General features: G+C 74.4%; 22 protein-coding genes. 15 read left to right on the top strand and 7 right to left on the bottom strand.

Going from position 1 to position 21,962, the window contains the following annotated elements; genetic code table 11:
* Window position 1: 1 nt before the first annotated feature.
* The 10 genes from cobO to cobA are packed head-to-tail and all read left to right on the top strand — an operon-like array spanning window position 2 to window position 10,189.
* Window positions 2-613 carry a cob(I)yrinic acid a,c-diamide adenosyltransferase gene (gene cobO / locus ACZ6NZ_RS22500; protein ID WP_355007415.1) on the top strand — a complete coding sequence of 204 codons (612 nt, stop codon included), beginning with the start codon at window positions 2-4 and terminating at the stop codon, window positions 611-613.
* On the top strand, window positions 607-1,962 hold the full coding sequence (locus tag ACZ6NZ_RS22495) for a cobyrinate a,c-diamide synthase (RefSeq protein WP_465859991.1): 1,356 nt from the start codon (window positions 607-609) through the stop codon (window positions 1,960-1,962). The genes cobO and ACZ6NZ_RS22495 overlap by 7 nt, the downstream gene beginning before the upstream one ends.
* Window positions 1,959-2,732: a precorrin-2 C(20)-methyltransferase gene (gene cobI, locus ACZ6NZ_RS22490; protein ID WP_465859990.1), complete on the top strand. Its 774-nt coding sequence runs from the start codon at window positions 1,959-1,961 to the stop codon at window positions 2,730-2,732. Before ACZ6NZ_RS22495 ends, cobI begins: the two co-directional genes overlap by 4 nt.
* A complete protein-coding gene (gene cobM, locus ACZ6NZ_RS22485; RefSeq protein ID WP_465859989.1) occupies window positions 2,729-3,553 on the top strand; it encodes a precorrin-4 C(11)-methyltransferase in 825 nt (274 codons plus the stop codon). The genes cobI and cobM overlap by 4 nt, the downstream gene beginning before the upstream one ends.
* Window positions 3,550-4,701, top strand: a complete 1,152-nt coding sequence (locus tag ACZ6NZ_RS22480) for a cobalt-precorrin-5B (C(1))-methyltransferase (RefSeq protein ID WP_465859988.1) — start codon at window positions 3,550-3,552, stop codon at window positions 4,699-4,701. The genes cobM and ACZ6NZ_RS22480 overlap by 4 nt, the downstream gene beginning before the upstream one ends.
* Window positions 4,698-6,020 (top strand): precorrin-6y C5,15-methyltransferase (decarboxylating) subunit CbiE, encoded by a 1,323-nt coding sequence (cbiE, locus tag ACZ6NZ_RS22475; protein ID WP_465859987.1) that lies wholly within the window; start codon window positions 4,698-4,700, stop codon window positions 6,018-6,020. Before ACZ6NZ_RS22480 ends, cbiE begins: the two co-directional genes overlap by 4 nt.
* Entirely contained in the window at window positions 6,017-7,744 is a 1,728-nt protein-coding gene (cobJ, locus tag ACZ6NZ_RS22470; RefSeq protein WP_465859986.1) for a precorrin-3B C(17)-methyltransferase, read from the top strand. Before cbiE ends, cobJ begins: the two co-directional genes overlap by 4 nt.
* Window positions 7,732-7,929, top strand: coding sequence for a 4Fe-4S binding protein (locus ACZ6NZ_RS22465; RefSeq protein ID WP_366606816.1), 198 nt, complete (start codon window positions 7,732-7,734; stop codon window positions 7,927-7,929). Before cobJ ends, ACZ6NZ_RS22465 begins: the two co-directional genes overlap by 13 nt.
* The gene (locus ACZ6NZ_RS22460) at window positions 7,926-8,522 is read left to right on the top strand and encodes a precorrin-8X methylmutase (protein ID WP_465859985.1); all 597 of its coding nucleotides are present in this window, start codon (window positions 7,926-7,928) and stop codon (window positions 8,520-8,522) included. The genes ACZ6NZ_RS22465 and ACZ6NZ_RS22460 overlap by 4 nt, the downstream gene beginning before the upstream one ends.
* Window positions 8,519-10,189 (top strand): uroporphyrinogen-III C-methyltransferase, encoded by a 1,671-nt coding sequence (gene cobA / locus ACZ6NZ_RS22455; RefSeq protein WP_465859984.1) that lies wholly within the window; start codon window positions 8,519-8,521, stop codon window positions 10,187-10,189. Before ACZ6NZ_RS22460 ends, cobA begins: the two co-directional genes overlap by 4 nt.
* Before the next feature lie 3 nt (window positions 10,190-10,192).
* On the opposite strand, the gene ACZ6NZ_RS22450 is transcribed toward cobA, so the two are convergent.
* From ACZ6NZ_RS22450 to ACZ6NZ_RS22420, 7 genes are all read right to left on the bottom strand, one after another.
* Window positions 10,193-12,346, bottom strand: coding sequence for an FtsX-like permease family protein (locus ACZ6NZ_RS22450; protein ID WP_465859983.1), 2,154 nt, complete (start codon window positions 12,344-12,346; stop codon window positions 10,193-10,195).
* Window positions 12,343-13,023 carry an ABC transporter ATP-binding protein gene (locus tag ACZ6NZ_RS22445; protein WP_366606823.1) on the bottom strand — a complete coding sequence of 227 codons (681 nt, stop codon included), beginning with the start codon at window positions 13,021-13,023 and terminating at the stop codon, window positions 12,343-12,345. Before ACZ6NZ_RS22445 ends, ACZ6NZ_RS22450 begins: the two co-directional genes overlap by 4 nt.
* A complete protein-coding gene (locus tag ACZ6NZ_RS22440; RefSeq protein WP_099853936.1) occupies window positions 13,020-13,544 on the bottom strand; it encodes a PadR family transcriptional regulator in 525 nt (174 codons plus the stop codon). The genes ACZ6NZ_RS22445 and ACZ6NZ_RS22440 overlap by 4 nt, the downstream gene beginning before the upstream one ends.
* Window positions 13,545-13,659: 115 nt before the next feature.
* A complete protein-coding gene (gene crcB / locus ACZ6NZ_RS22435) occupies window positions 13,660-14,022 on the bottom strand; it encodes a fluoride efflux transporter CrcB (RefSeq protein ID WP_465859982.1) in 363 nt (120 codons plus the stop codon).
* The gene (locus ACZ6NZ_RS22430) at window positions 14,019-14,492 is read right to left on the bottom strand and encodes a fluoride efflux transporter FluC (RefSeq protein WP_465859981.1); all 474 of its coding nucleotides are present in this window, start codon (window positions 14,490-14,492) and stop codon (window positions 14,019-14,021) included. The genes crcB and ACZ6NZ_RS22430 overlap by 4 nt, the downstream gene beginning before the upstream one ends.
* An 80-nt stretch (window positions 14,493-14,572) precedes the next feature.
* Window positions 14,573-15,331, bottom strand: coding sequence for a class I SAM-dependent methyltransferase (locus ACZ6NZ_RS22425; protein WP_465859980.1), 759 nt, complete (start codon window positions 15,329-15,331; stop codon window positions 14,573-14,575).
* Between the two features lie 142 nt (window positions 15,332-15,473).
* The gene (locus ACZ6NZ_RS22420; protein WP_465859979.1) at window positions 15,474-16,694 is read right to left on the bottom strand and encodes an MFS transporter; all 1,221 of its coding nucleotides are present in this window, start codon (window positions 16,692-16,694) and stop codon (window positions 15,474-15,476) included.
* 135 nt (window positions 16,695-16,829) lie between these two features.
* On the opposite strand from ACZ6NZ_RS22420, the gene ACZ6NZ_RS22415 reads away from it, so the two are divergent.
* The 5 genes from ACZ6NZ_RS22415 to ACZ6NZ_RS22395 all read left to right on the top strand — a co-directional run bounded on the left by ACZ6NZ_RS22415 (window position 16,830) and on the right by ACZ6NZ_RS22395 (window position 21,713).
* Complete coding sequence (locus ACZ6NZ_RS22415; RefSeq protein WP_465859978.1) at window positions 16,830-17,279, top strand: MarR family winged helix-turn-helix transcriptional regulator; 450 nt, start codon at window positions 16,830-16,832, stop codon at window positions 17,277-17,279.
* 77 nt (window positions 17,280-17,356) lie between these two features.
* Window positions 17,357-18,664 carry a phenylacetate--CoA ligase PaaK gene (paaK, locus tag ACZ6NZ_RS22410; RefSeq protein ID WP_465859977.1) on the top strand — a complete coding sequence of 436 codons (1,308 nt, stop codon included), beginning with the start codon at window positions 17,357-17,359 and terminating at the stop codon, window positions 18,662-18,664.
* A 179-nt stretch (window positions 18,665-18,843) separates the two neighbouring features.
* On the top strand, window positions 18,844-19,950 hold the full coding sequence (locus tag ACZ6NZ_RS22405) for a nucleotide disphospho-sugar-binding domain-containing protein (RefSeq protein ID WP_465859976.1): 1,107 nt from the start codon (window positions 18,844-18,846) through the stop codon (window positions 19,948-19,950).
* Between the two features lie 55 nt (window positions 19,951-20,005).
* The gene (locus ACZ6NZ_RS22400; protein WP_465859975.1) at window positions 20,006-20,572 is read left to right on the top strand and encodes a dienelactone hydrolase family protein; all 567 of its coding nucleotides are present in this window, start codon (window positions 20,006-20,008) and stop codon (window positions 20,570-20,572) included.
* Between the two features lie 301 nt (window positions 20,573-20,873).
* Window positions 20,874-21,713, top strand: a complete 840-nt coding sequence (locus ACZ6NZ_RS22395; protein WP_465859974.1) for a class I SAM-dependent methyltransferase — start codon at window positions 20,874-20,876, stop codon at window positions 21,711-21,713.
* Window positions 21,714-21,962: the final 249 nt, after the last annotated feature.

Below are 21,962 nucleotides of genomic sequence, written 5' to 3'. Positions count from 1 at the left end.
GATGCCGCAGGGACAGCCGAGTTCGGTGCCGCAGGACGGGTTGACGACCCGGCAGCGGCGGCACCGGCCACTGCTGATCGTCCACACCGGGCAGATGAAGGGGAAGTCGACGGCGGCCTTCGGGCTGGCGCTGCGGGCCTGGACGGCCGGGCTTCCGGTCGGGGTGTTCCAGTTCGTCAAGAGCGCCAAGTGGCGGGTGGGCGAGGAGAACGCCTTCCGGGCCCTCGGCGAGGTGCACGAGCGCACCGGCCAGGGCGCGCCGGTGGCCTGGCACAAGATGGGCGAGGGCTGGTCCTGGATCCAGCGCGGCGGCGACGCCGACCACGCCGCCGACGCCCTGGAGGGCTGGCGGCAGATCCAGCGTGACCTGGCCGCCGAGCGCTACGGCCTGTACGTGTTGGACGAGTTCACCTACCCGATGAAGTGGGGCTGGGTGGACGTCGACGAGGTCGTCGCCACCCTGGCCGACCGCCCCGGCTTCCAACACGTCGTGATCACCGGCCGGGACGCCGACCCGCGCCTGGTCGCCGCCGCCGACCTGGTCGCCGAGCTGACCAAGGTCAAGCACCCGATGGACGCCGGCCAGAAGGGCCAGAAGGGCATCGAGTGGTGAGCACGCACTGGGCGCTGCCCCGGGTGGTGGTCGCCGCCCCGGCCAGCGGCCACGGCAAGACCACGGTGGCCACCGGGCTGCTGGCCGCGCTGCGCCGACGGGGCCTGACGGTCAGCCCGCACAAGGTCGGCCCCGACTACATCGACCCCGGCTACCACGCCCTCGCCGCCGGGCGGGCCGGGCGCAACCTCGACCCGTTCCTGGTCGGCGCGGACCGGATCGCCGCCCTGCTGCGACACGGCGCGAGCGTCCCCACGCCCGCCGACGTCGCCGTGGTCGAGGGCGTCATGGGCCTGCACGACGGCGCGGTGGGCCGGCGCGACTTCGCCTCCACCGCGCACGTCGCCCGGCTGATCGAGGCACCCGTGTTGCTGGTGCTGGACACCACCGCGCAGGGCCGGTCGGCCGCCGCGCTCACCCTCGGCATGGCCGCGTTCGACCCGGCGGTACGGATCGGCGGGGTGATCCTCAACCGGGTCGGCTCACCCCGGCACGAGACGTTGCTGCGCGACGCCCTCGCCGAGGTGGGCGTACCGGTGCTCGGGGCGGTGACCCGCGCCGCCGAGGTGGCCGCGCCGGCCCGGCACCTCGGGTTGGTGCCGGTCGCCGAGCGGGCACCCGAGTCCGTCGCGATCGTTACCGCGCTCGCCGAGCTGGTCGAGGCCACTGTGGACCTCGACGCCGTGCTCGACCTGGCCCGGACCGCCCCGCCGCTGACCACCCCGGCGTGGGACCCGGTCGCCGCCGTCGGCGGGCCGGTCGGCCTCGAACGACCACGGGTCGCGCTCGCCGGTGGCCCGGCCTTCACCTTCTCGTACGCGGAGACCGCCGAACTGCTCACCGCGGCCGGCGCGGACGTCGTCACCGTCGACCCGCTGCGTGAACCAGCCCTGCCCACCGGCACCCGGGCGGTGGTGATCGGCGGCGGCTTCCCCGAGGCGTACGCGCAGGCGCTCGCCGACAACGGCACGCTCCGCGCCGAGCTGGCCGACTTCGACGGGCCGATCGTGGCCGAGTGCGCCGGGCTGCTCTACCTCGGGCGGTCCCTGGACGGCGTACCGATGTGCGGTCGGCTGGACGCGACCGCCCGGATGACCGACCGGCTCACCCTCGGCTACCGGGAGGCGGTGGCCGTCACCGAATCCCCGGTGGCGCGCGCCGGAGAGCCGGTACGCGGCCACGAGTTCCACCGCACCACCACCGACCCGGGGTACGGCGACGCGCCGGCGTGGCGCTGGAACGACACCCCGCACGGCTTCGTGGCCGGCCGGGTGCACGCCTCCTACCTGCACACCCACTGGGCCGGTCACCCGGACGCGGCCCGCCGACTTGTCGAGGCGGCCCGATGAGCGCCACGCTCACCGGGGTCGGCGTCGGCCCGGGAGACCCGGAACTGCTCACCGTCAAGGCGGTGCGGTTGCTGCGCGAGGCCGACCTGGTCTTCGTACCCGTGATGGCGGACCGGGTCACGCCCACCGCGACCGCCGACGCGACGCCGCCGGGTGCGGACGCCGGGCGGGCCGAGGCGACGGTACGGGAGCACGTCGCGGCCGACCGGCTGCGCCGGCTGCCGTTCGCGCTCGACGACCGGGGTGGGGTCACCCCGCGCCGGGCGGCGGCCTGGGACGACGCCGCCCGGGTGGTGGTCGAGGCGATCGACGCGGGCGCGCGGTCGCTGGCGTTCGCCACCATCGGCGACCCCAACGTCTACTCCACCTTCGGGTACCTGGCCCAGAGCGTCCGCGCGCTGCGCCCGGCGGTGCGGGTGGCGACGGTGCCCGGCGTCACCGCCATGCAGGAGTTGGCGGCGCGCAGCGGCACCCCGCTCTGTGAGGGACGCGAACCGCTCACCCTGCTCCCGGCCACCGCTGGCCTGGCGCTCTTCGCCGACGCCCTCGCCGGGCCGGGCACCGTGGTCGTCTACAAGGGCTGGCGGCGGCACCCGGAGCTGCTGGCCGAGCTGCGCCGTCAGGGTCGCCTCGCCGACGCCGTGCTCGGACGCGGCCTGGGTCTGCCCGGCGAACGCGTCGGCCCGGTCGACGACCCCGGACACGACCTGCCGTACCTGTCGACGCTGCTGGTTCCGGCCCGCCGCGAGCACCGAGGAGGAAAGCTGTGACCAGCGCTGGCAAGGTGTGGTTCGTCGGTGCCGGCCCGGGGGCGGCGGACCTGCTGACCCTGCGGGCCGCCCGGGTGATCGCCGAGGCGGACATCGTGATCTGGGCGGCCAGCCTGGTGCACGCCGACGTGCTCGACCACGCCCGCCCCGACGCGGAGATCGTCGACTCGTCGCAACTGCCCATCGAGGGTGTGCTGCCGCTCTACCGGCGCGCCGCCGAGCAGGGGCTGACAGTGGCCCGGATCCACTCCGGCGACCCGGCGCTGTGGGGCGCGGTGCAGGAGCAACTGGACCTGTGCCGGGCGCTCGGCCTGGCCGTCGAGATCGTGCCCGGGGTGTCCTCGTTCACCGCCGTGGCGGCGCTCATCGGGCGGGAGCTGACGGTGCCCGAGGTGGCCCAGTCGGTCATCCTCACCCGCCTCGAAGGCGGCAAGACCCCGATGCCGCCCGGCGAGCGGGTCCGGGACTTCGCCCGGCACGGCACCACGATGGCGCTGTTCCTCTCCGCCGCCCGATCCGGGCAGGTGCAGGCCGAGCTGCTGGCCGGCGGCTACCCCGACGACACGCCGGCTGTGGTGGCGTACCAGGCGACCTGGCCCGACGAACTGGTGGTGCGCTGCACCGTCGGCACCCTGGAGGCGACGGTCAAGCAGCACAAGCTGTGGAAGCACACCCTCTTCCTGGTCGGCCCGGCCCTCGCCGCCGAGGGCACCCGCTCGCACCTGTACCACCCCGGGCACTTCCACACCTTCCGCCGGGCCGAGCCGGCCGCCCGCGCCGAGCTGCGCCGCGCCCGCGCCGGAGAAACAGCCACCCCATGACGTACGCCGAGCCGCCGCTGCGCGAGCCGGACCTGCCGCGTACCGCGAAGGTCCGGCCCACCGCGCTGCGCACCGGCTGGACCACCGGGGCGTGCGCGACGGCGGCGGCGAAGGCCGCGGTCACCGCGCTGGTCACCGGCACCTCCCAGCAGGAGGTGGAGATCGGCCTGCCCGCCGGGCAGCGGGTGCGGTTCCCGGTCGAGCGCTGCGAGGTGACCGGCAGCCCACCGGCCCGCGCCGAGGCGGTGGTGGTCAAGGACGCCGGGGACGACCCGGACGTCACCCACGGCGCCGAGCTGACCGCCACGGTGAACTGGACCGACGTGCCCGGCCTGCGGCTGGCCGGCGGCGCCGGCGTCGGCACGGTCACCAAACCCGGCCTCGGGCTCGCGGTCGGCGGCCCGGCCATCAACGACACTCCCCGCCGGATGATCGGTGAGGCGGTGGCCGAGGTGGTCGACCTCAGCGAGGTCGGCGTCCGGGTGGTGATCAGCGTGCCCCGGGGCGAGATCATGGCCCGCAAGACCACCAACCGTCGCCTCGGCATCCTCGGCGGCATCTCGATCCTCGGCACCACCGGGATCGTCCGCCCCTTCTCCACCGCGTCGTGGCGGGCCAGCGTCGTGCAGGCCGTGCACGTGATGGCCGCCCAGGGCGAGCCGACAGTGGTGCTCTGCACCGGTGGGCGCACCGAGCGGGCCGCCCGTACGCTCCTTCCCGACCTGCCCGAGGTCTGTTTCGTCGAGGTCGGCGACTTCACCGGGGCCGCGGTGACCGCCGCGGTGGGTGACGCCATGACCGGTGTGGTCTTCGTCGGCATGGCCGGCAAGCTCGCCAAACTGGCGGCCGGCATCCTGATGACCCACTACACCCGCTCGAAGGTGGACCTCTCCCTGCTCGGCGCGGTGACCGCCGAGGCCGGCGGCGACCCGTCGCTCGTCGCCGCCGTGACCGAGGCGAACACCGGGCGACACGCGTACGAGCTGTGGGAGGCCGCCGGGCTGCTCGCCCCGGCCGGCGACCTGCTGTGCCAGCGGGTCCAGGCGGTTCTGCGGCGCTTCGCCGGGCCCACGGTGACCGTGGACGTGGCGATGGTCGACTTCGCCGGAGCGCACGTCGTCGCCTCGTCCGGCCGGTGGCCCCGATGACGCGGATGGCACCGGCGACGCCACCGGCCCCGGTGACCGCCGTGACGGTGGTGGGCCTGGACGCGGCGGGCGCACCCCCGCACCCCGCGCTCGCACCGGTGCTGGCCACCGCCGGGCTGGTGGTCGGGGCCGCCCGGCACCTGGCCGCGGTGCCCGTACCGGCCGGCGTGGACACCATCACCCTCGGGCCGCTCGCCCCCGCCCTGCGCCGCCTCGCCGAGGCCGTCGCCGCCGGGGTGCCGGCCGTGGTGCTGGCCAGCGGCGATCCCGGCCTGTTCGGCATCGTCCGGCGGCTAGGCGCGGTCGGGCTGCCGCTGCGGGTGGTGCCGGCGGTGTCCAGCGTGGCCGCCGCGTTCGCCCGTGCCGGGCTGCCCTGGGACGGCGCCGCCGTGGTCACCGCGCACGGTCGCGATCCGCGCCCGGCGTTGAACGCCTGCCGGGCGCTGCCTCTGGTCGCGGTGCTCACCGCGCCCGGCGCCGGCGCGGCCGAGCTGGGCGCCGGCCTGATCGGCTGGTCCCGCCGCCTACTGGTCGCCGAGCACCTGGGCACCGCCGCCGAACGGATCCGCGCGGTGACCCCCGAGCAGGCCGCCGCCGAGACCTGGGCCGACCCACACGTCCTGCTCAGCCTCGCCGACCCCGCGCCCTCCGGGTCCGCGCCCGCCGACACCGCGCCCGCCGGGTCCAGGTCAACCCCCGCCGCGCCGGCCCCGCCCGATCGAGGCACGGCCGGCCGGCGCGCCGACAACCAGCCCGCCGCCGCGCCGGCCGGTGGGTGGGCGCTACCGGAGGACCGGTACGTCCACCGCGACTCCATGATCACGAAGTCGGAGGTGCGCGCCCTCGTCGTCGCCCGGCTGCGCCCCCGACTGGGCCGGCTGATCTGGGACATCGGGGCGGGCAGCGGCTCGGTCGGCATCGAGTGCGCGCTGCTCGGCGCGGCAGTGCTCGCCGTCGAACAGGACGCCGACGCCGCTGCCGCCGTCCGGGCCAACGCCGCCGCGCACGCCGTGCCCGTCCGACTGGTCAGCGGACGCGCCCCGGCGGCGCTGGCCGGCCTCCCCGAGCCCGACGCGGTCTTCGTCGGCGGTGGCGGTGTCGACGTCCTCACCGCCGTGGTGGCCCGCCAACCCGAGCGGGTGGTGCTCACCCTGGCCGCACTGGACCGGGTCGCGCCGTCCGTGGGTCTGCTGCGCGCCGCCGGCTACACGGTCGAGGGCAGCCAGCTCTCCGCCGCCCGTCTCGCCGACCTGCCCGGCGGGTCGATCCGCCTCGCGGCCACCAACCCGGTGGTCGTCCTCACCGGGGAGCGCCAGTGACCGAACCGAACCCGCCCGCCCGCATCGGCCTGGTGACGGCCACCGCCGCCGGCCGCCGGCACGCCGACACCCTGGCCGCCGCCTGGCCGCACGCCCGGCTGGTCGAGGGCGAGACCGTCGCCGACGCGCTGCGGACCGCCTGGGCCGGGTGTGACGCGGTCATCGCGTTCCTGGCCACCGGGGCGGTGGTGCGGATCGTCGCGCCGCTGCTCGACGACAAGCGCACCGACCCGGCGGTGGTGGTCGTCGACGAGGCCGCCCGGCACGCGGTGGCGCTGCTCGGTGGGCACGCCGGCGGGGCCAACGCCCTCGCCGAGCAGGTCGCCGCCCTGCTGGACGCCCGACCGGTGATCACCACGGCCACCGACGCGGTCGACCTGCCGGGGCTGGATACCCTCGGCTGGCCCGTGCAGGGCGCCGTCGCCGCGGTGTCCCGGGCCATCCTGGACGGCGAGCCGGTCCGGCTGATCGCCGACGCCGACTGGCCGCTACCCGCCCTGCCCCCGAACGTGCGCGCGGCTGACGAGGACCCGACGGACGACGGGTACCGGCTGCTGGTCACCGACCGGGTCGTGTCGCCCGACGAGCGGACCGCCGTGCTGCGGCCGCCGTCGCTGGTCGCCGGCGTGGGCGCGAGTCGGGGCGTACCCGCCGCCGAGGTGGCGGAGCTGCTGCACCGGGTGCTGGCCGAGGCCGGCCTCGACCCGGCGAGCCTGCGCTGCCTGGCCACCGCCGACATCAAGGCCGACGAGGCGGGCATCCGCAGCACCGTCGACGCGCTCGGCGTACCCCTGGTGACCTGGCCGGCGACGCGGCTGGCGGCGGTCGACGTGCCGCACCCCAGCGAGGTGGTCCGGGCCGCGGTCGGCACGCCGAGCGTGGCGGAGGCCGCGGCCCTGCTCGGCCCGGACGGCCGGGCCGACGACGCGACGCTGCTGGTGGGGAAGACCGCGACGGCGATGGCCACCGTCGCGGTGGCCCGGCACGCGCCGCGCGGCCGGCTGGCCGTCGTCGGCCTCGGGCCGGGCGCCGCCGACCTGCGCACCCCCCGCGCGGTGGCCGAGCTACGCCGTGCCGCCGTGGTGGTCGGCCTCGACCAGTACCTGGAGCAGGTCCGCGACGTGCTCCGCCCCGGCACCCGGGTGCTCTCCAGCGGGCTGGGCGCGGAGGAGGCGCGGGCGCGCGCCGCCGTCACCGAAGCCGCCGCCGGCCGGGCGGTCGCGCTGATCGGCTCCGGCGACGCCGGGGTGTACGCGATGGCCAGCCCCGCCCTGGAGTACGCCGACGAGCGGATCGAGGTGGTGGGCGTCCCCGGGGTCACCGCCGCCCTCGCTGCCGGGGCGCTGCTCGGCGCACCCCTCGGGCACGACCACGCCTATGTGAGCCTGTCCGATCTGCACACCCCGTGGGACGTCATCGAGCGGCGGGTGACCGCCGCCGCCGAGGGTGACTTCGTGACGCTGTTCTACAACCCGCGCAGCCGGGCCCGCGACTGGCAGCTCGGCAAGGCGCTCGGCATCCTCGCCGCGCACCGGTCACCGGACACCCCGGTGGGCGTGGTGCGCAACGCCAGCCGAGCGGGCGAACGGGTGCACCTCGCCACGCTGGCCACCCTCGACCCGGCGATCGTCGACATGTACAGCGTCGTGGTCGTCGGCAGCAGCGACACGCGGCTGGTCGCCGGCCGGATGGTCACACCCCGGGGGTACCGGTGGCGTTCGTGACGATCGACGCCTGCCAGGGCTGCGGCGCCTGCCTGCTCACCTGCCCCACCCACGCGATCCGACCGGTCGCCGGTGGCCTCACCGTCCGCGGCGACCGGTGCACCGGCTGCCTGGAGTGCCTGGAGATCTGCCCGGTCGACGCGATCCGCGTCGTCGAACCCGACCCCTGTGAAGGAGCCCGATGAGCCGGGTCGTGCACCCCATCGAGGCCGAGTCGTACCGCATCCTGCGCGAGCGCGTCGACCTGTCGCACCTGCCGCCACTGACCCGCGCGGTGACCGAGCGGGTGGTGCACGCCAGCGCCGACCTCGCGTACGTCGACGAGCTGGTCTGCGACGAGGCTGCCCTGGACGCGGGGCTGACGGCGCTGCGCGCCGGGGCGCCCGTGGTCACCGACGTGGCGATGGTCGCCGCCGGCATCACCCGGGCCGGCCTGGAACTGGTCTGCCCGGTCGCCGAGCCGGCCGCCGCCGCGCTGGGCCGCTCGGCCGGGATCACCCGTTCGGCGGCGGCCGTCCGGATCGCCCTGGAGCGGGTCGGGCCCGGCGCGGTCTGGGTGGTCGGCTGCGCGCCCACCGCGCTCGTCGAACTGCTCACAGTGGACGCCGCACCGGCGCTCGTGGTGGGCCTGCCGGTCGGCTTCGTGGGCGCTGCCGAGTCGAAGGCGGCGCTGCGGGCCAGCGGCCTGCCCGCCGTGTCCAACGTGGGGGAGAAGGGTGGCTCGGCGGTCGCCGCCGCCGCCCTCAACGCCCTGCTCTACGTCGAGGAGAAGTCATGACCGGGTTGGTCATCGTCGGGCACGGTACGCGCAGCGCGGCCGGGGTCGACCAGTTCGCCGCTCTCGTCGAGCGGGTCCGCGCGCGCGGTGACATCGGCGACGTCGAGGGCGGCTTCATCGAGCTGTCCCGTCCGCCGCTGACCGACGCGGTCGGCGCTCTCGTCGCCCGGGAGCACCGGGCGCTGGTGGCGCTGCCGCTGGTGCTCACCGGCGCCGGTCACGGCAAGGGCGACATCCCCGCCGCGATGGCCCGGGAGCAGCAGCGCCATCCCGGGCTGAGCTACCGCTACGGCCGTCCGCTCGGCCCGCACCCGCTGCTGCACACCGCCCTCGAAGAGCGCATCGACGCCGCGCTGTCCGGCGCCGACCGGGCCGACACGGAGCCGGCTGGTGCCGACCGGGCCGGCACGTGGGTGGCGCTGATCGGGCGGGGGTCCACCGACCCGGACGCCAACGCCGAGGTCGCCAAGGTCGCCCGGCTGCTCTGGGAGGGACGCGGCTACGCGGGCGTGGAGCCGGGGTTCATCTCCCTGGCGCAGCCGTCGGTGCCGGCCGTGCTGGAGCGTCTGCGCCGCCTCGGCGCGCGGCGGATCGTGGTGTCGCCGTACTTCCTGTTCGCCGGGGTGCTGCCGGACCGGATCGTCGCCCAGTCGGCGGAGTTCGCCGCCGCCCACCCCGACCTGGACGTCCGCGTCGCCGAGGTGATCGGCGACTGTGACGCCCTCGCCGACCTCGTTCTGGAGCGGTACGCCGAGGCGCTGGGCGGGGACATCCGGATGAACTGCGACACCTGCGCGTACCGGGTGCTGATGCCCGGCTTCGCGGACAAGGTGGGTCGCCCGCAACGCCCGCACGACCACCCCGACGACCCGGTCGGCCACCACCATCACGGGCACGACCACCACGACCACGGGCACGCACACCACGACCACGGTTCGGTCGCCGTGGTCGGCGGCGGGCCGGGGCCCGACGACCTGATCACGGTACGCGCGAAGGCGCTGCTCGACGCCGCTGACGTCGTTGTGGTCGACCGGCTCGCCCCGCAGGGGCTGCTGGCCGGGCTGCGCCCCGACGTGCTGGTGGTCGACGCCGCGAAGGTGCCCCGTGGCCCGTCGATGGCCCAGGAGGCGATCAACGAGGCACTGGTGTCGCACGCCCGCGCCGGCCGCCGGGTGGTCCGGCTCAAGGGCGGCGACCCGTACGTCTTCGGGCGCGGTCACGAGGAGGTGCAGGCCTGCGTGGCGGCGGGTGTGCCGGTGACGGTGGTGCCCGGGGTGAGCAGCGCGCTCGCCGCACCGGCCCTCGCCGGCGTGCCGGTCACCCACCGGGGTGTGGCGCACGACGTCACTGTCGTGTCCGGGCACCTGCCGCCCGGGCACCCCGACTCGCTCGTCGACTGGGCGGCGCTGGCCCGGGCCCGGGGCACCGTCGTGCTGCTGATGGCCGTCGACACCATCGCCAAGATCGCGGCCGTGCTGATCGAGCACGGTCGGGCCCCGGAGAGCCCGGTGCTGGCCGTGCAGGACGCCGGGCTGCCCGACCAACGATCGGTGCCCGCCCGGCTGGACGAGATCGGCGCTGTCGCCGCCCGGGAGGGCGTCGGCCCACCCGCCGTCTTCGTCCTCGGCCCGGTGGTGGCTCTCACCATCACCGGGCCGATCCGGTGAGCACTACTCGCTGCGGGCGGTCTCCGGTCCGGTGATGCGTTCCAGCAGCGGCAGGGTGGAGGCGATGACGCCGAGGCAGGCGGCCAACCCGACCACGACGATCACGTAGAAGCCCGGGTGCGGCGCGACGAGGGTGTAGCCCATCTGCGCCCGGAGGAACAGGTGGGCGGCGAGCAGGCCCATGCCGATGGCGACCGCGGCGACGGCGAGCATCGGCACGGCGCTCTCCAACGCCACCACCCGACGCAGCACCCGCACCGGAGCGCCGCTGAGGCGCAGCAGGCTGAACGGGCGTCGGCGTTCGGTGAGACCCCCGATGACGCTGACCGCGAGGCTGCACCCACCGAGTGCGAGGCTGGCGATGATGACGACGTTGGCCAGTTGCTCCCAGCCGCGCAGCGTGTTCGCGAAGTCCGACTCGAAGTCACCGGGCACGTTCGGCCCCACCCAGAAGGTCGGAAAGGCGACCTCCAGCACGGTACGGGTGCGCTCGACGGCGGCGGCGGAACCGTCCGTGCCGACGACCATCGCCCCGACCGGCAGCCGTTGGAGTTCGTCGGGGGTGAGCGACGCGGCCGGCCAGACCGTCGCGGACGACGCCGACTCCCGCCAGCGGCTGAGGCCCATCGGCACCTCGATGACGCCCGCGCCGTCGGCGCACCGACCGTATTCGCCCGGGAGGTCGGCGCACGCGATCACCCCGACCTCGCCGGAGTCGGTCACCACCGGGTTCTCGCGAATGGCGGTCGCGGAGCGCACCCCGGGGATCGCCCGCAGCTCGGCGAGGAGCGTGTCGGGCACCGACGTTCCCTCCTCGTCGAAGACGGTGGTCACCGTGCCCGCGTCGGTCGAGCCGGTGGGTGCCGGGCCGCGGTTGGCGACGATCGTGGTGATCACGCCGACGGCCACGCTCGTGACGAAGAGCGCCAGCATGATGCCGCTGATCGCCCGGAAGCCGCCCTTCGGATTGTCGGCGAGGCGTCGCGCGGCGATGAGCGTGGCCGGGCGGTTGGCGTACCGGGCCATCACCCGGGCGCCGACCATCGTCAACCAGGGGCCGGCGAAGACCAGGCCGACCATGACGAGCAGCAGTCCGGGCAGGAACACCGCCGCCTGGCCGTCGGACGTTTCCGGTTTGAAGCCGATGGCGAAGAACAGCACGGCGACGCCGAGCAGGGCCGGGATCAGCCGGTACGCGCGCGGGGTCCGGGGGGTGACCCGGCGGGTGACGCCCAGCGGTGAGATCCGGACCCGGCGCAGCGAGACCTGGGCGGCGAGCGCCGCGCCAGCCGGGACGCCGAGCGCCACCAGCAGGGCGTCCAGCACCCCCAGGGACATGTCGTCGGGGAAGAACGGCATGCCGGTGAACGGGATGCCCGCGAGCGGGTCGCGCAAGGCGTAGAACAGGCCGAAGCCGACGGCGGTGCCGGCGACGGCGGCGGCGGCCGCCTCCACGGCGGCGACCGTCGAGATCTGCCGAGGTGTCGCGCCGACCAGACGCATCGCGGCGAAACGCTGTTCCCGGCGGGCGGCGCTGAGCCGGGTGGCGGTGCCGATGAAGATCAGCACCGGGAAGAGCAGCCCACCGGCGACCACGCCCAGGATGAGGTTCACCGTGGCTTCGGGGAGGGCAGGGGTGTCGCCGACGCTGGTGACCTGTTGCGCGTTGGGCAGTTTGGCGACCTGGTCGGGAGTGCCGCCCGCGATGACGAGCAGGGTGTCCGGCGAGGTCAGCGCGGCCGGACCGACGGCGCCGAGGTCACGCCCCGGGTAGCGGTCACCCAACTGGTCCGCCGGGTGGGCGGCCAGCAGTTCTCGGAACGCGGGCGAGGCGTAGTACTCGCCGGGGCCCGGGGTGGTCGGGACACCGATCGGGGTGGGCGCGGTCGAGCCGGTCGCGGCGACGTCGATGCGGATGATCTGCTTGCCGTGGAAGTAGTCCTGCCGGTTCGACCACCACAGCGGGTCGGCGTCGCCGGCCGAGGCGGTGGGATACATCGACGCGTACCGGGTGAGCTGCGCGTTCGTGGCGTTGACCCCGGCCAGGGTGGTCAGCAGCAGTCCGCTGCCCACCGCGACGGCGGCGGCGATGACGATCAGGCGGGTGAGCGCCTCCCGGCCGCCGGCCACGGCGAGACGGAGCCCGAAGCGGATCATGAGGCGATCCGGTCCGGCGCGTTCACGCGCCCGTCGCGGACCATGACCTCGCGGTCGGCGTACGCCGCGATCCTCGGTTCGTGGGTGACCAGGATGACGGTGGTGCCCTGCTCGCGGGCGGCACCGACCAGCAGGTCCATCACCTGCTCGCCGGTGAGCGAGTCGAGCGCGCCGGTCGGCTCGTCGGCGAAGAGCACCTGCGGCTCGGCGACCAGGCCGCGAGCCAGGGCGACCCGTTGCGCCTGCCCGCCGGAGAGCTCGCCCGAGCGCCGCTGCTCCAGGCCGCCCAACCCGAGGCGGGCGAACCAGGCTTGCGCCCTGGGTAGCGCCTGCTTGCGGTGTACGCCGCTGAGCAGCAGCGGCAGCGCGACATTCTCCACGGCGGTCAGCTCGGGGACGAGTTGACCGAACTGGAAGACGAAACCGAACCGGTCCCGGCGCAGGCTGCTGCGTTCGGTCTCGGCCATGGCGTGCACCCGGGCCCCGTCGAAGAGGATCTCGCCGGAGTCGGGCACGAGGATGCCGGCCAGGCAGTGCAACAGGGTGGACTTGCCCGAGCCGCTGGGGCCCATGACGGCGAGGATCTCGCCCGCCTCCACGGCGACGCTGGCGCCCCGCAGGGCCGGCGTCTGACCGAAGGAGAACTCGACGTCGCGCGCTTCGATCACGACGCTCACGGCCGCACCTCTTTCCGGAGGGCGTCCAGTCGGGCGCCGGTCATCTCGATCCATCGGAGGTCAGCCTCCAGGTGGTAGAGGCCGTGGTCGGCGAGCAGCGCGTCGACCAGGCCGCCGGCGCGCTTGATCTCGGTCAGCTCCCGCATCCGGTGCAGGTGCGCGCTGCGTTGGGTGTCGAGGTATTCGGCGGCCGGCCGGTCCAGCATCAGCGCGAGCACGACCTTGGCGAAGAGCACCGTCTGCAGGTGCGGTTCCGGGTCGACCGGTTGGGTCAGCCACTGCTCGACCTCGGTCGCGCCGACGTCGGTGATGATGTAGCGCTTGCGGTCGGGGCCGGAGCCGGGGGCGACGTCGCTGATCACCACCTTGCCGTCGCGGGCCAGTCGGCTGAGGGTGGAGTAGACCTGGCCGAACGGCAGTGGCTTGCCCCGGCCGAAGAAGGCGTCGTAGTCGCGCTTCAGGTCGTAGCCGTGGCTGGGCTCGCGTTCGAGGAGGCCGAGAAGGGTCAGTGGCACGCTCATGCCAGCAGACTACACCGAGGGTATACCTCGCGTATATACCCTCGGTGTGTTGGGGATCGCCCCTGGTCCGGGCGTCGGTGGGGATCGAATCGGGCGCGGCGCGGCCGGTGTGCGGTCAGCCGGTCAGGATGCGGGCCAGGGCGTAGCCGGCGGTGGCCGCGGCGAGCCCGGCGGCCACGCTGCCGAGCACGTTGGCCAGCGCCAGGAGCCGATGACCGTCCCTGGTCAGCCGCAGCGTCTCGTAGCTGAAGGTGGAGTAGGTGGTCAGCGCGCCGCAGAACCCGGTGCCGAGCAACGCGCTGACCGCCGGGCCGGCCGGCCACCCGGCCAGGACGCCCAGCAGCAGCGACCCGGCCACGTTGACGAGCAGCGTCCCCCAGGGGAAGGCCGAGCCGTGCCGGGACTGCACGGCCCGGTCGGTCAGGTAGCGCAGCGGCGCGCCGACCGCCGCGCCCAGTGCGATGAGCAGGACGGTCATCGACTCACCCGACGCAGCAGCCCGGCGGTGACGGCATCGCCCAGGGCGACCGCGACGAGCGCGCCGAACACCGTCGCGGCGAGGTACGTCAGCGCTGTGCCCGGTGCGCCCACGACGATCGCCTGCTGCACGTCGACCGCGTAGGTGGAGAAGGTGGTGAACCCGCCGAGCACCCCGACCCCGAGGAACGGGCGCGCCAGCGGGGGGCCACCGTCGAGGTGCCCGAGCACCGCCATCAGGACGCCGATCAGCAGGCACCCGGACGTGTTGATGGTGAACGTGGCCCAGGGAAAGCCGGTCGGCGGGTGCGGAACGGCGTGTTGCAGGCCGGCCCGGGCCAGCGCGCCGAGCACCCCGCCGGCCGCGATGGCGGCGAGGATCGTCGCGGGGCGCGCGGTCAACTCGCGGCGGTCGGCGGGGACGCGCAGGTCGACGTCGGGGTCGGTGCGCGGTTCGAACGGCTCTGGCACGGCTTCAGAGCGTAGTGCCGGCGGCGGCGTCAGCGCACCGCCGTGGCAGGGGCGTCAGCGGGCCGCCGGCGTCGGCCCGGTCAGCGCACCGCCGCGACGGCGGCGTCCGGGCCGCCCCGCCAGACCGTGCCCACCTCGCTGAATCCGGCCGCGGTGAGCGCGGCCAGGTGCCACGAGACCGGTGGGTTCCACTCGGGGCTGTGCCCGGTCGGGTAGATGGCGTGCCGCTGGGCGACCAGCGGAGCGAGCGACGGGTCCGCGCCGGCCCGCTGCCACCAGTCCGACCAGGACAGCACCGAGCCGGCGGCGTACCGGGCGTTGCGCCGGTTCCGGGCCCGGTCCATCAGCCGCTTGGTCAGCTCCGGCACTGTGTCGTCGGGCATGTGATCGGCGTTGACGAAGACGCCGCCCGGCCGCAGCACGTCACGCAGCTCGGCGTAGAGCTGCCCGAGCCGTTCGGCCGGCAGCCAGTGCAGAGCGGTGGCGGTGAGCACGGCGTCGTACTCCTGGTGTGGCAGCGTGGAGCGCCACTCGGGGGTGCCGAGGTCGGCCGTGACGATGGTGGCCCGGTCGCCCAGCGAGGCGTCGGCGATGGCCAGCAGCGCGGGGTCGAGGTCGACCAGTGTGGTCTCGGCGGCGGGGAAGCGAGCGAGGGTCCGCAGCGAGATGGCGCCGGTGCCGCCGGCCAGGTCGAGCACCCGCGGCGGTCGGTCGTCGAGGACCGCGTCGACGGTGTCGAGCATGGCGGTGAACCGGTGCTCACGGTCCGGCATGAACGCTTCCTGCTGGCGATCCCAGCTTTCCTGCCAGGCCCAGGGATCCGCAATGTAAGGAGTCATAAGGATCAGGCTAGTTACGCCGTCGACGCGTTGTCCAGACCTTGTTGCACATCTTTTGCAATTGCGAGAGGATGGCAGGGCGATGATCGAAGCGACGCCGGGCCCGGGCATCAGCCCGGCCCGGCGTCGTCGTCGAGGAGGCTCAGACGGCGGTCCCCGCCAGCTCCGCCTCGGCCTGCGCCGGTTCGTCGCGGCGGGCCAGCCGCAGCGCGCCGAGGAGTACGCCCAGACCGATGAGGGTGAGTGCGGCGCCGGCCCAGATCGGCGAGGTGTAGCCGAGTCCGGCGGCGATGGTCACTCCGCCGATCCACGCGCCCAACGCGTTGCCGAGATTGAACGCGGCGATGTTCGCCCCGGACGCCAGGGTCGGCGCCTGGTGGGCGTACCGCATGATCCGCATCTGCAGCGGCGGCACGGTGGCGAATCCGAAGCCGCCCATCAGCACCAGCGCGACGATGGTCAGCACCGGATTCGTGGCGGTCAGCGCGAAGCCGACGAGCACCACGGTGAGCACCGCCAGAACGGTGACCAGCGTGCGCGACAGCGACCTGTCCGCCGCCCGGCCGCCGAGCAGGTTGCCCGCGAAGAGCCCCACGCCGAAGAGGACCAGCAGCCACGGCACGGTGCTGGAGGCGAAGCCGCTGACCTCGGTCAGCGTGTAGGCGATGTAGGTGAACGCGCCGAACATCCCACCGAAGCCCAGGACGGTGATCACCAGGGAGAGCCAGACCTGCGGGTGGGTGAAGGCGCGCAGCTCGCCGCGCAGCCCACCGGCCGGGCGGTCGGCCTTGGTGGTGTCGCCCGCCGGGATCAGCAGGGCCAGCCCGATCAGGGCGACCACCCCGATGGCGGTGATCGCCCAGAACGTCGAGCGCCAGCCGAAGTGCTGCCCGAGGAAGGTGCCGAACGGCACGCCGAGCACGTTGGCGATGGTCAGGCCGGCGAACATCATGGCGATGGCGCCCGCCCGGCGGGCCGGTGCGACGAGTCCGGCGGCGACCACGGCGCCGATGCCGAAGAACGCGCCGTGGCAGAGCGCGGCGACGATCCGACCGGCCATCATCACGGCGTAGTCGCCGGCGACGGCGGAGAGCAGGTTGCCGATGATGAAGAGCACCATCAGGCCGAGCAGCACGGGTTTGCGCGGCAGGCGGGTGACCGCCGCGGTGAGGGCGACCCCGCCGACGGCCACGCTGAGCGCATAACCGGAGATCAGCCAGCCGGCCACCGGCTCGGTGACCGCGAAATCGGCGGCCACCTCGGGCAGTAGCCCCATGATCACGAACTCGGTGAGCCCGATGCCGAAGGCGCCGATGGCCAGCGCGATCAGGCCGGGTGGCAGGGACTTCTGGGGTACGGGCATGGTCTTCCCATCGAGTGGAGGTAGATAGGCGGCGCGTGCAACTACACGCGCCAGCAACGAAATACTTGCACGCGCTTTATATCGGCGCAAGCGTGGTAGCCTGGAGTCCGTTCAGATCACACCGAGGAGGCCGGTATGGGCATCGCCGACGACGCGGTCGAGATCCGCGCGCAGGGCTGGCGCACCCTCGCCGCCCTGCACGGGCTGATCGAGAGCTCCCTGGAGCGGGCGTTGCAGGCCGACCACGATCTCTCCGTGGTCGAATACACGGTGCTCGACGCGCTCTCCCGCCAGGACGGCTGGCACATGCGGATGAGCCAGCTCGCCCGCGCCGCCGCGCTCTCCGGCAGCGCCACCACCCGGCTGGTCACCCGCCTCGAACAACGAGGGCTGCTCACCCGCATCCTCTGCGCCGACGACCGGCGCGGCATCTACACCGAGCTGACCCCGGCCGGCTCCGAGCTGCTCGCCCAGACCCGACCCACCCACGACCGGGTGCTCACCGACGCGCTCGCCCAGGCGGAGGCCACCCCCGAGCTGGCGCCCCTCGTCGACGCCCTGCACCGGCTGCCAGCCACCCGCTGACCGCCCGCCGGCCCGGCTGGAGGCGGGCGTACGGTACCCGCAGCCCCACCGGGACCGCCGCGCCAAGGAGGCAGCCGATGCAGGACCGCACCCCTCGTCCCGAGGAGCTGGAGCCGATCGAGCGCGCCGGCATCGACGAGCTGCGCGCCCTGCAACGCGACCGACTGCGCTGGTCGCTGCGGCACGCGTACGACAACGTGCCGCACTACCGGCGGGCGTTCGACGCGGCCGGGGCGCACCCCGACGACTGCCGGGATCTCGACGATTTGGCGCGCTTCCCGTTCACGGGCAAGGCGGAGCTGCGGGAGAACTACCCGTTCGGCATGTTCGCCGTACCCCGGGAGCGGGTGGCCCGCCTGCACGCCTCCTCCGGCACCACCGGCCGGCCGACAGTGGTCGGCTACACCCGCGACGACCTGCGCACCTGGGCGCGACTGATGGCCCGCTCGATCCGCGCCTCCGGTGGCCGCCCCGGCGACCGGGTGCACGTCGCGTACGGCTACGGGCTCTTCACCGGCGGTCTGGGCGCGCACTACGGGGCCGAGGAACTGGGCTGCACCGTCATCCCGGTCTCCGGGGGCATGACCGAGCGTCAGGTCATGCTGATCCGCGACTTCGAGCCCGAGGTCATCATGGTCACGCCCAGCTACCTGCTGGCCATCGTCGACGAGATGCGCCGCCAGGGCATCGACCCGCGGGCCACCTCACTGCGGGTGGGCATCTTCGGCGCCGAGCCGTGGACCGAGGACATGCGCCGCGAGATCGAGCAGCAGTTGGACATCCACGCCGTCGACATCTACGGGCTCTCCGAGGTGATGGGCCCCGGCGTGGCGACGGAATGCGTCGAGACGAAGGACGGCCTGCACCTCTGGGAGGACCACTTCTACCCGGAGATCATCGACCCGGTCACCGGGGCGGTGCTGCCCGACGGCGAGCGGGGTGAGCTGGTGTTGACCTCCCTGACCAAGGAGGCGATGCCGGTCGTGCGCTACCGCACCCGCGACCTGACCCGGCTGCTGCCCGGCACCGCCCGCCCGATGCGCCGGATCGAGAAGATCACCGGCCGCACCGACGACATGATGATCCTGCGTGGAGTGAACATCTTCCCCACCCAGATCGAGGCGCTGATCCTGCGTACCCCGCAGCTCTCGCCGCACTTCCAGTGTGTCCTCGATCGGCACGGCCGGCTGGACACCCTCACGGTGCGGGTGGAGCGGCGGGCCGACGTCGACGTGGACGCCGCCGAGCGGGCCGGCGGCACACTGGTTCAACTGGTCAAGAACACCATCGGCGTCAGTGTCGCGGTCGACGTGCTCGACCCCGACACCGTGGAACGGTCGATGGGCAAGATGCGCCGCATCGTCGACCAGCGGCCGACGGCCTGATCGCTGCCCGGTTCCGGGACGTGGCGCTCACCCAACCCGCCACCTCCGTACGCCACCTTTCCGGCGTGATCAGCGAGCAGAAGCGCGCTTGCGTCCTGCGTCACCCCCGGCGCGCTCGACGCCCTCGGGGCAGCAGACGGGGCCCCGGGGACGGCTGTGGTCGACATAGGATCGGGTCCATGCGCGTGCTGGTGGTCTCCGCCCCGCTCGTCGGTCACGTCTTCCCGCTGGTGCCGCTCGCGGTCGCCCTCCGCGATGCCGGCCACGACGTGCTGGTGGCCACCGGCGGCGGAGCGCTGGCCGCCGCCGAGGCAGGTCTGCCGGTGCACGACATCGCGCCGGGCTTCGACTTCGGCCGGATCGCGATGCGGGTCCTTGCCCGTCATCCGCTGATCGCGCGGGCGGAGCTGGCGGGCACCGCCGGCACCCGGGGCGCCGGCCTGCTGTTCGGCACGCTCAACGACCAGATCGTCGACCCGGTGGTCGCGCTGGCCACCCGGTGGCGCCCGGATCTGGTGCTGTATGAGCCGTTCGCGGTCGCCGGCGCGGTAGCCGCCGCGCGGCTCGACGTGCCGGCCGTCCGCCAGGAGAACGCCCTCTTCGACGGCCGGGAACTGGTCGCCGCCACCGTCGCCCGACTCGGCGCGGCGCTGCGCCGCCACGGCCTCACCGAGCTGCCCGCGCCGGCCGCCGCCCTCGCCGTGGCACCGCCCAGCGTCGCCACGCAGGGCGGCTGGCCGATGCGCTACACGTCCTACGTCGGCGGCGGGGAGCTGCCGGCCTGGCTGCGCGAGCCGGGTGAGCGCCCCCGGATCCTGGTCACCCGCAGCACCCTCACCGGCCCCGGAGACCGGGGGCCGATGCCCGCCGTGGTGGCCGCCGCCGCCGAGGTGGACGCCGAGATCGTGCTGGTCCGCCCCGACGAGCGGTCGGCCCGCTCGGTGCCCGGCAACGTGCGGGTGGTCGGCTGGATTCCGCTCGACGAGGCGTTGCCGGCGAGCGCGGCCCTGGTGCACCACGGTGGTGCGGGCAGTGTCCTCGGTGCCCTCGCCGCGGGCCGGCCCCAGTTGGCCACCACGGGCGCCGGGGACCGGCGGCAGAACGCCGAGATGGTGGCCCGCCGGGGCGCCGGCCTGGCGCTGCGTCCCCGGGACATCACCGCGCGAGCACTGACCCAGCTGCTCACCGACGAGCGCCTGCGGACCGCTGCCGCGCAGGTCAGCCGCGAGATCGCCGCGATGCCGCCACCATCGGAGCTGGTCGCGCGGCTGGCGGCACTGGTCTGACGTCCACCCCGCGTGGCCACTCTGGATGCACTGTCGACTCCGGCAGGATGGCCGGATGCGACACGTCGTGCTGTTCCACTCCGTGTACGGGTTGCGCCCCGCCGTGCGCGCCGCCGCCGACCGGTTGCGCGCCGCCGGACACCAGGTCAGCACCCCCGACCTCTACGGCGTTCCGGCCACCGACACCGTCGAGGAGGGCTTCGCGCTGCTCGACAAGATCGGCCAGGACGTGGTGCTGGACCGGGCCCGCGCCGCGCTGCGTGACCTGCCACCGGAGACGGTGCTGGGCGGCTTCTCGATGGGCGCCGGGGTGGCCGGGGCGCTGCTGGCCGAGCGCCCCGCCGCCGCCGGCCTGCTCCTACTGCACGGCACCGGTGGCGCCCCGGAGGCGGTCTCACCCGGGTTGCCGGTGCAGCTGCACCTCGCCGACCCCGACCCGTACGACGCGCCGGACGAGGTCGACGAGTGGCAGCAGGCAATGACCGACGCCGGCGCCGATCTGACGGTCTTCTGCTATCCGGGCGTGGGTCACCTGTTCACCGACCCAGACCTGGCCGAGTACTCTCCGGACGCCACCGCGGCGGTCTGGCCGCGCGTGCTGGGTTTCCTGGCCGCCTGCTGAGCGCGGGGCCGCCTGCTGGTGCTGGTGCTGTTGTTGGGCCGCCCGCTGGGTGTTGGGCCGGTCGCGACCGTGTTCAGTGGGTGTCGGCACCGATGTGCGGGGGCGTGACGGTGCCGGGCACCCGCTTGGCGTGGCTGGCGAACAGCCGGGGCGCGACGATTGGCATGAGCACGGGCCAGCTATGGCGAGCGCGCCAGCACTGCTCTCCTGCACCGCTCTCCTGCACCGCACGGGGCACCGCCGAACACGCCACGTTCGATATCGTGGCGCCACCATCAAGATCCTCGAAGGGGGCCCGGCGATGACCACGACGGCCTTCGACGAATACGAACGGTCACGCTGGGCCGGGCGCGCGGAGGCGTACGACCGTAGTCTCGCCGCGCTCTGCGCGTACCCCGCGCCAGCGTTGTTGGACGCCGCCGACGTCGGGGCCGGCACGCGGGTGCTCGACGTGGGCACCGGCTCCGGCACGGTGGCCGGGCTGGCCTGCGCTCGCCACGCCACAGTCGTCGCCGTCGACGCCGAGCCCAGCATGGTCGAGTTGGCGCGCGACCGCCTTCCCTCCGTCGACGAGGTCCGCCTCGCATCGCTGCCGCACCTCCCGTTCGACTCCCGGTCGTTCGACGCGGCCGTGGCGAACTTCGTGATCAACCACGTGGGCGACCCGCTGGCCGCGATCACCGAGCTGCGACGGGTCGTCCGCTCCGGTGGCCGGGTCGCGGTCACCGTCTGGCCGCACCCCCCGCCCGAGGCGCAGAGCCTCTGGGGTGAGGTCTTCGACGCCGCTGGGGTCGACCGTCGCACCCTCGCACCGACCGTGGACGCCGACCGGGACTTCCCCCGTACCCCCGAGGGGTTGGCGGGCCTGCTCGACCAGGCGGGGCTCACCGACGTGCGCTGCGACACGGTCACCTGGACGCACCGCACCGACCCGGAAGCCTGGTGGAGTGGCCCCGCCAACGGCGTCAGCAAGCCAGGTCTGGTGATGGGGGGCCAGCCGGCGGCGGTGCTCAGCCGCATTCGTGCCGCGTACGACGAGCTGACCGCCCGCTACCGTGGCCAAGACGGCCTGCTCGCGCTGCCCACCGCAGCGTTACTAGCCACAGCATCCGTACCTAACCCGCCCCGCTCCGCGCCCTAGCGCGCGCCCTCGCCCCCGCGCCGCTCCGCGCCCCGCCCCGCCCCGCCCCGCGCCGCGCCCCTCGCGCGCGCCGATCTTGCAGTTTCAGTTGTCGATATCGGTCGGATGCCGCTTATGTCGGGACAGCAAGTGCAAGATCGCCGGCGAGAACCGTCGATCATGAAGTTGTGGTGCCTGACTTGTTGGTTCCCGAGGCATTTGTCACCCACATCAACTCCATGATCGACGAGAGCAGGGCGGGGCGGGGCT

Source organism: Micromonospora sp. NPDC047756 (assembly GCF_055587245.1).
Note: the sequence above shows the minus strand (reverse complement) of the source record. Positions and strands in the feature narration are given on the sequence as shown.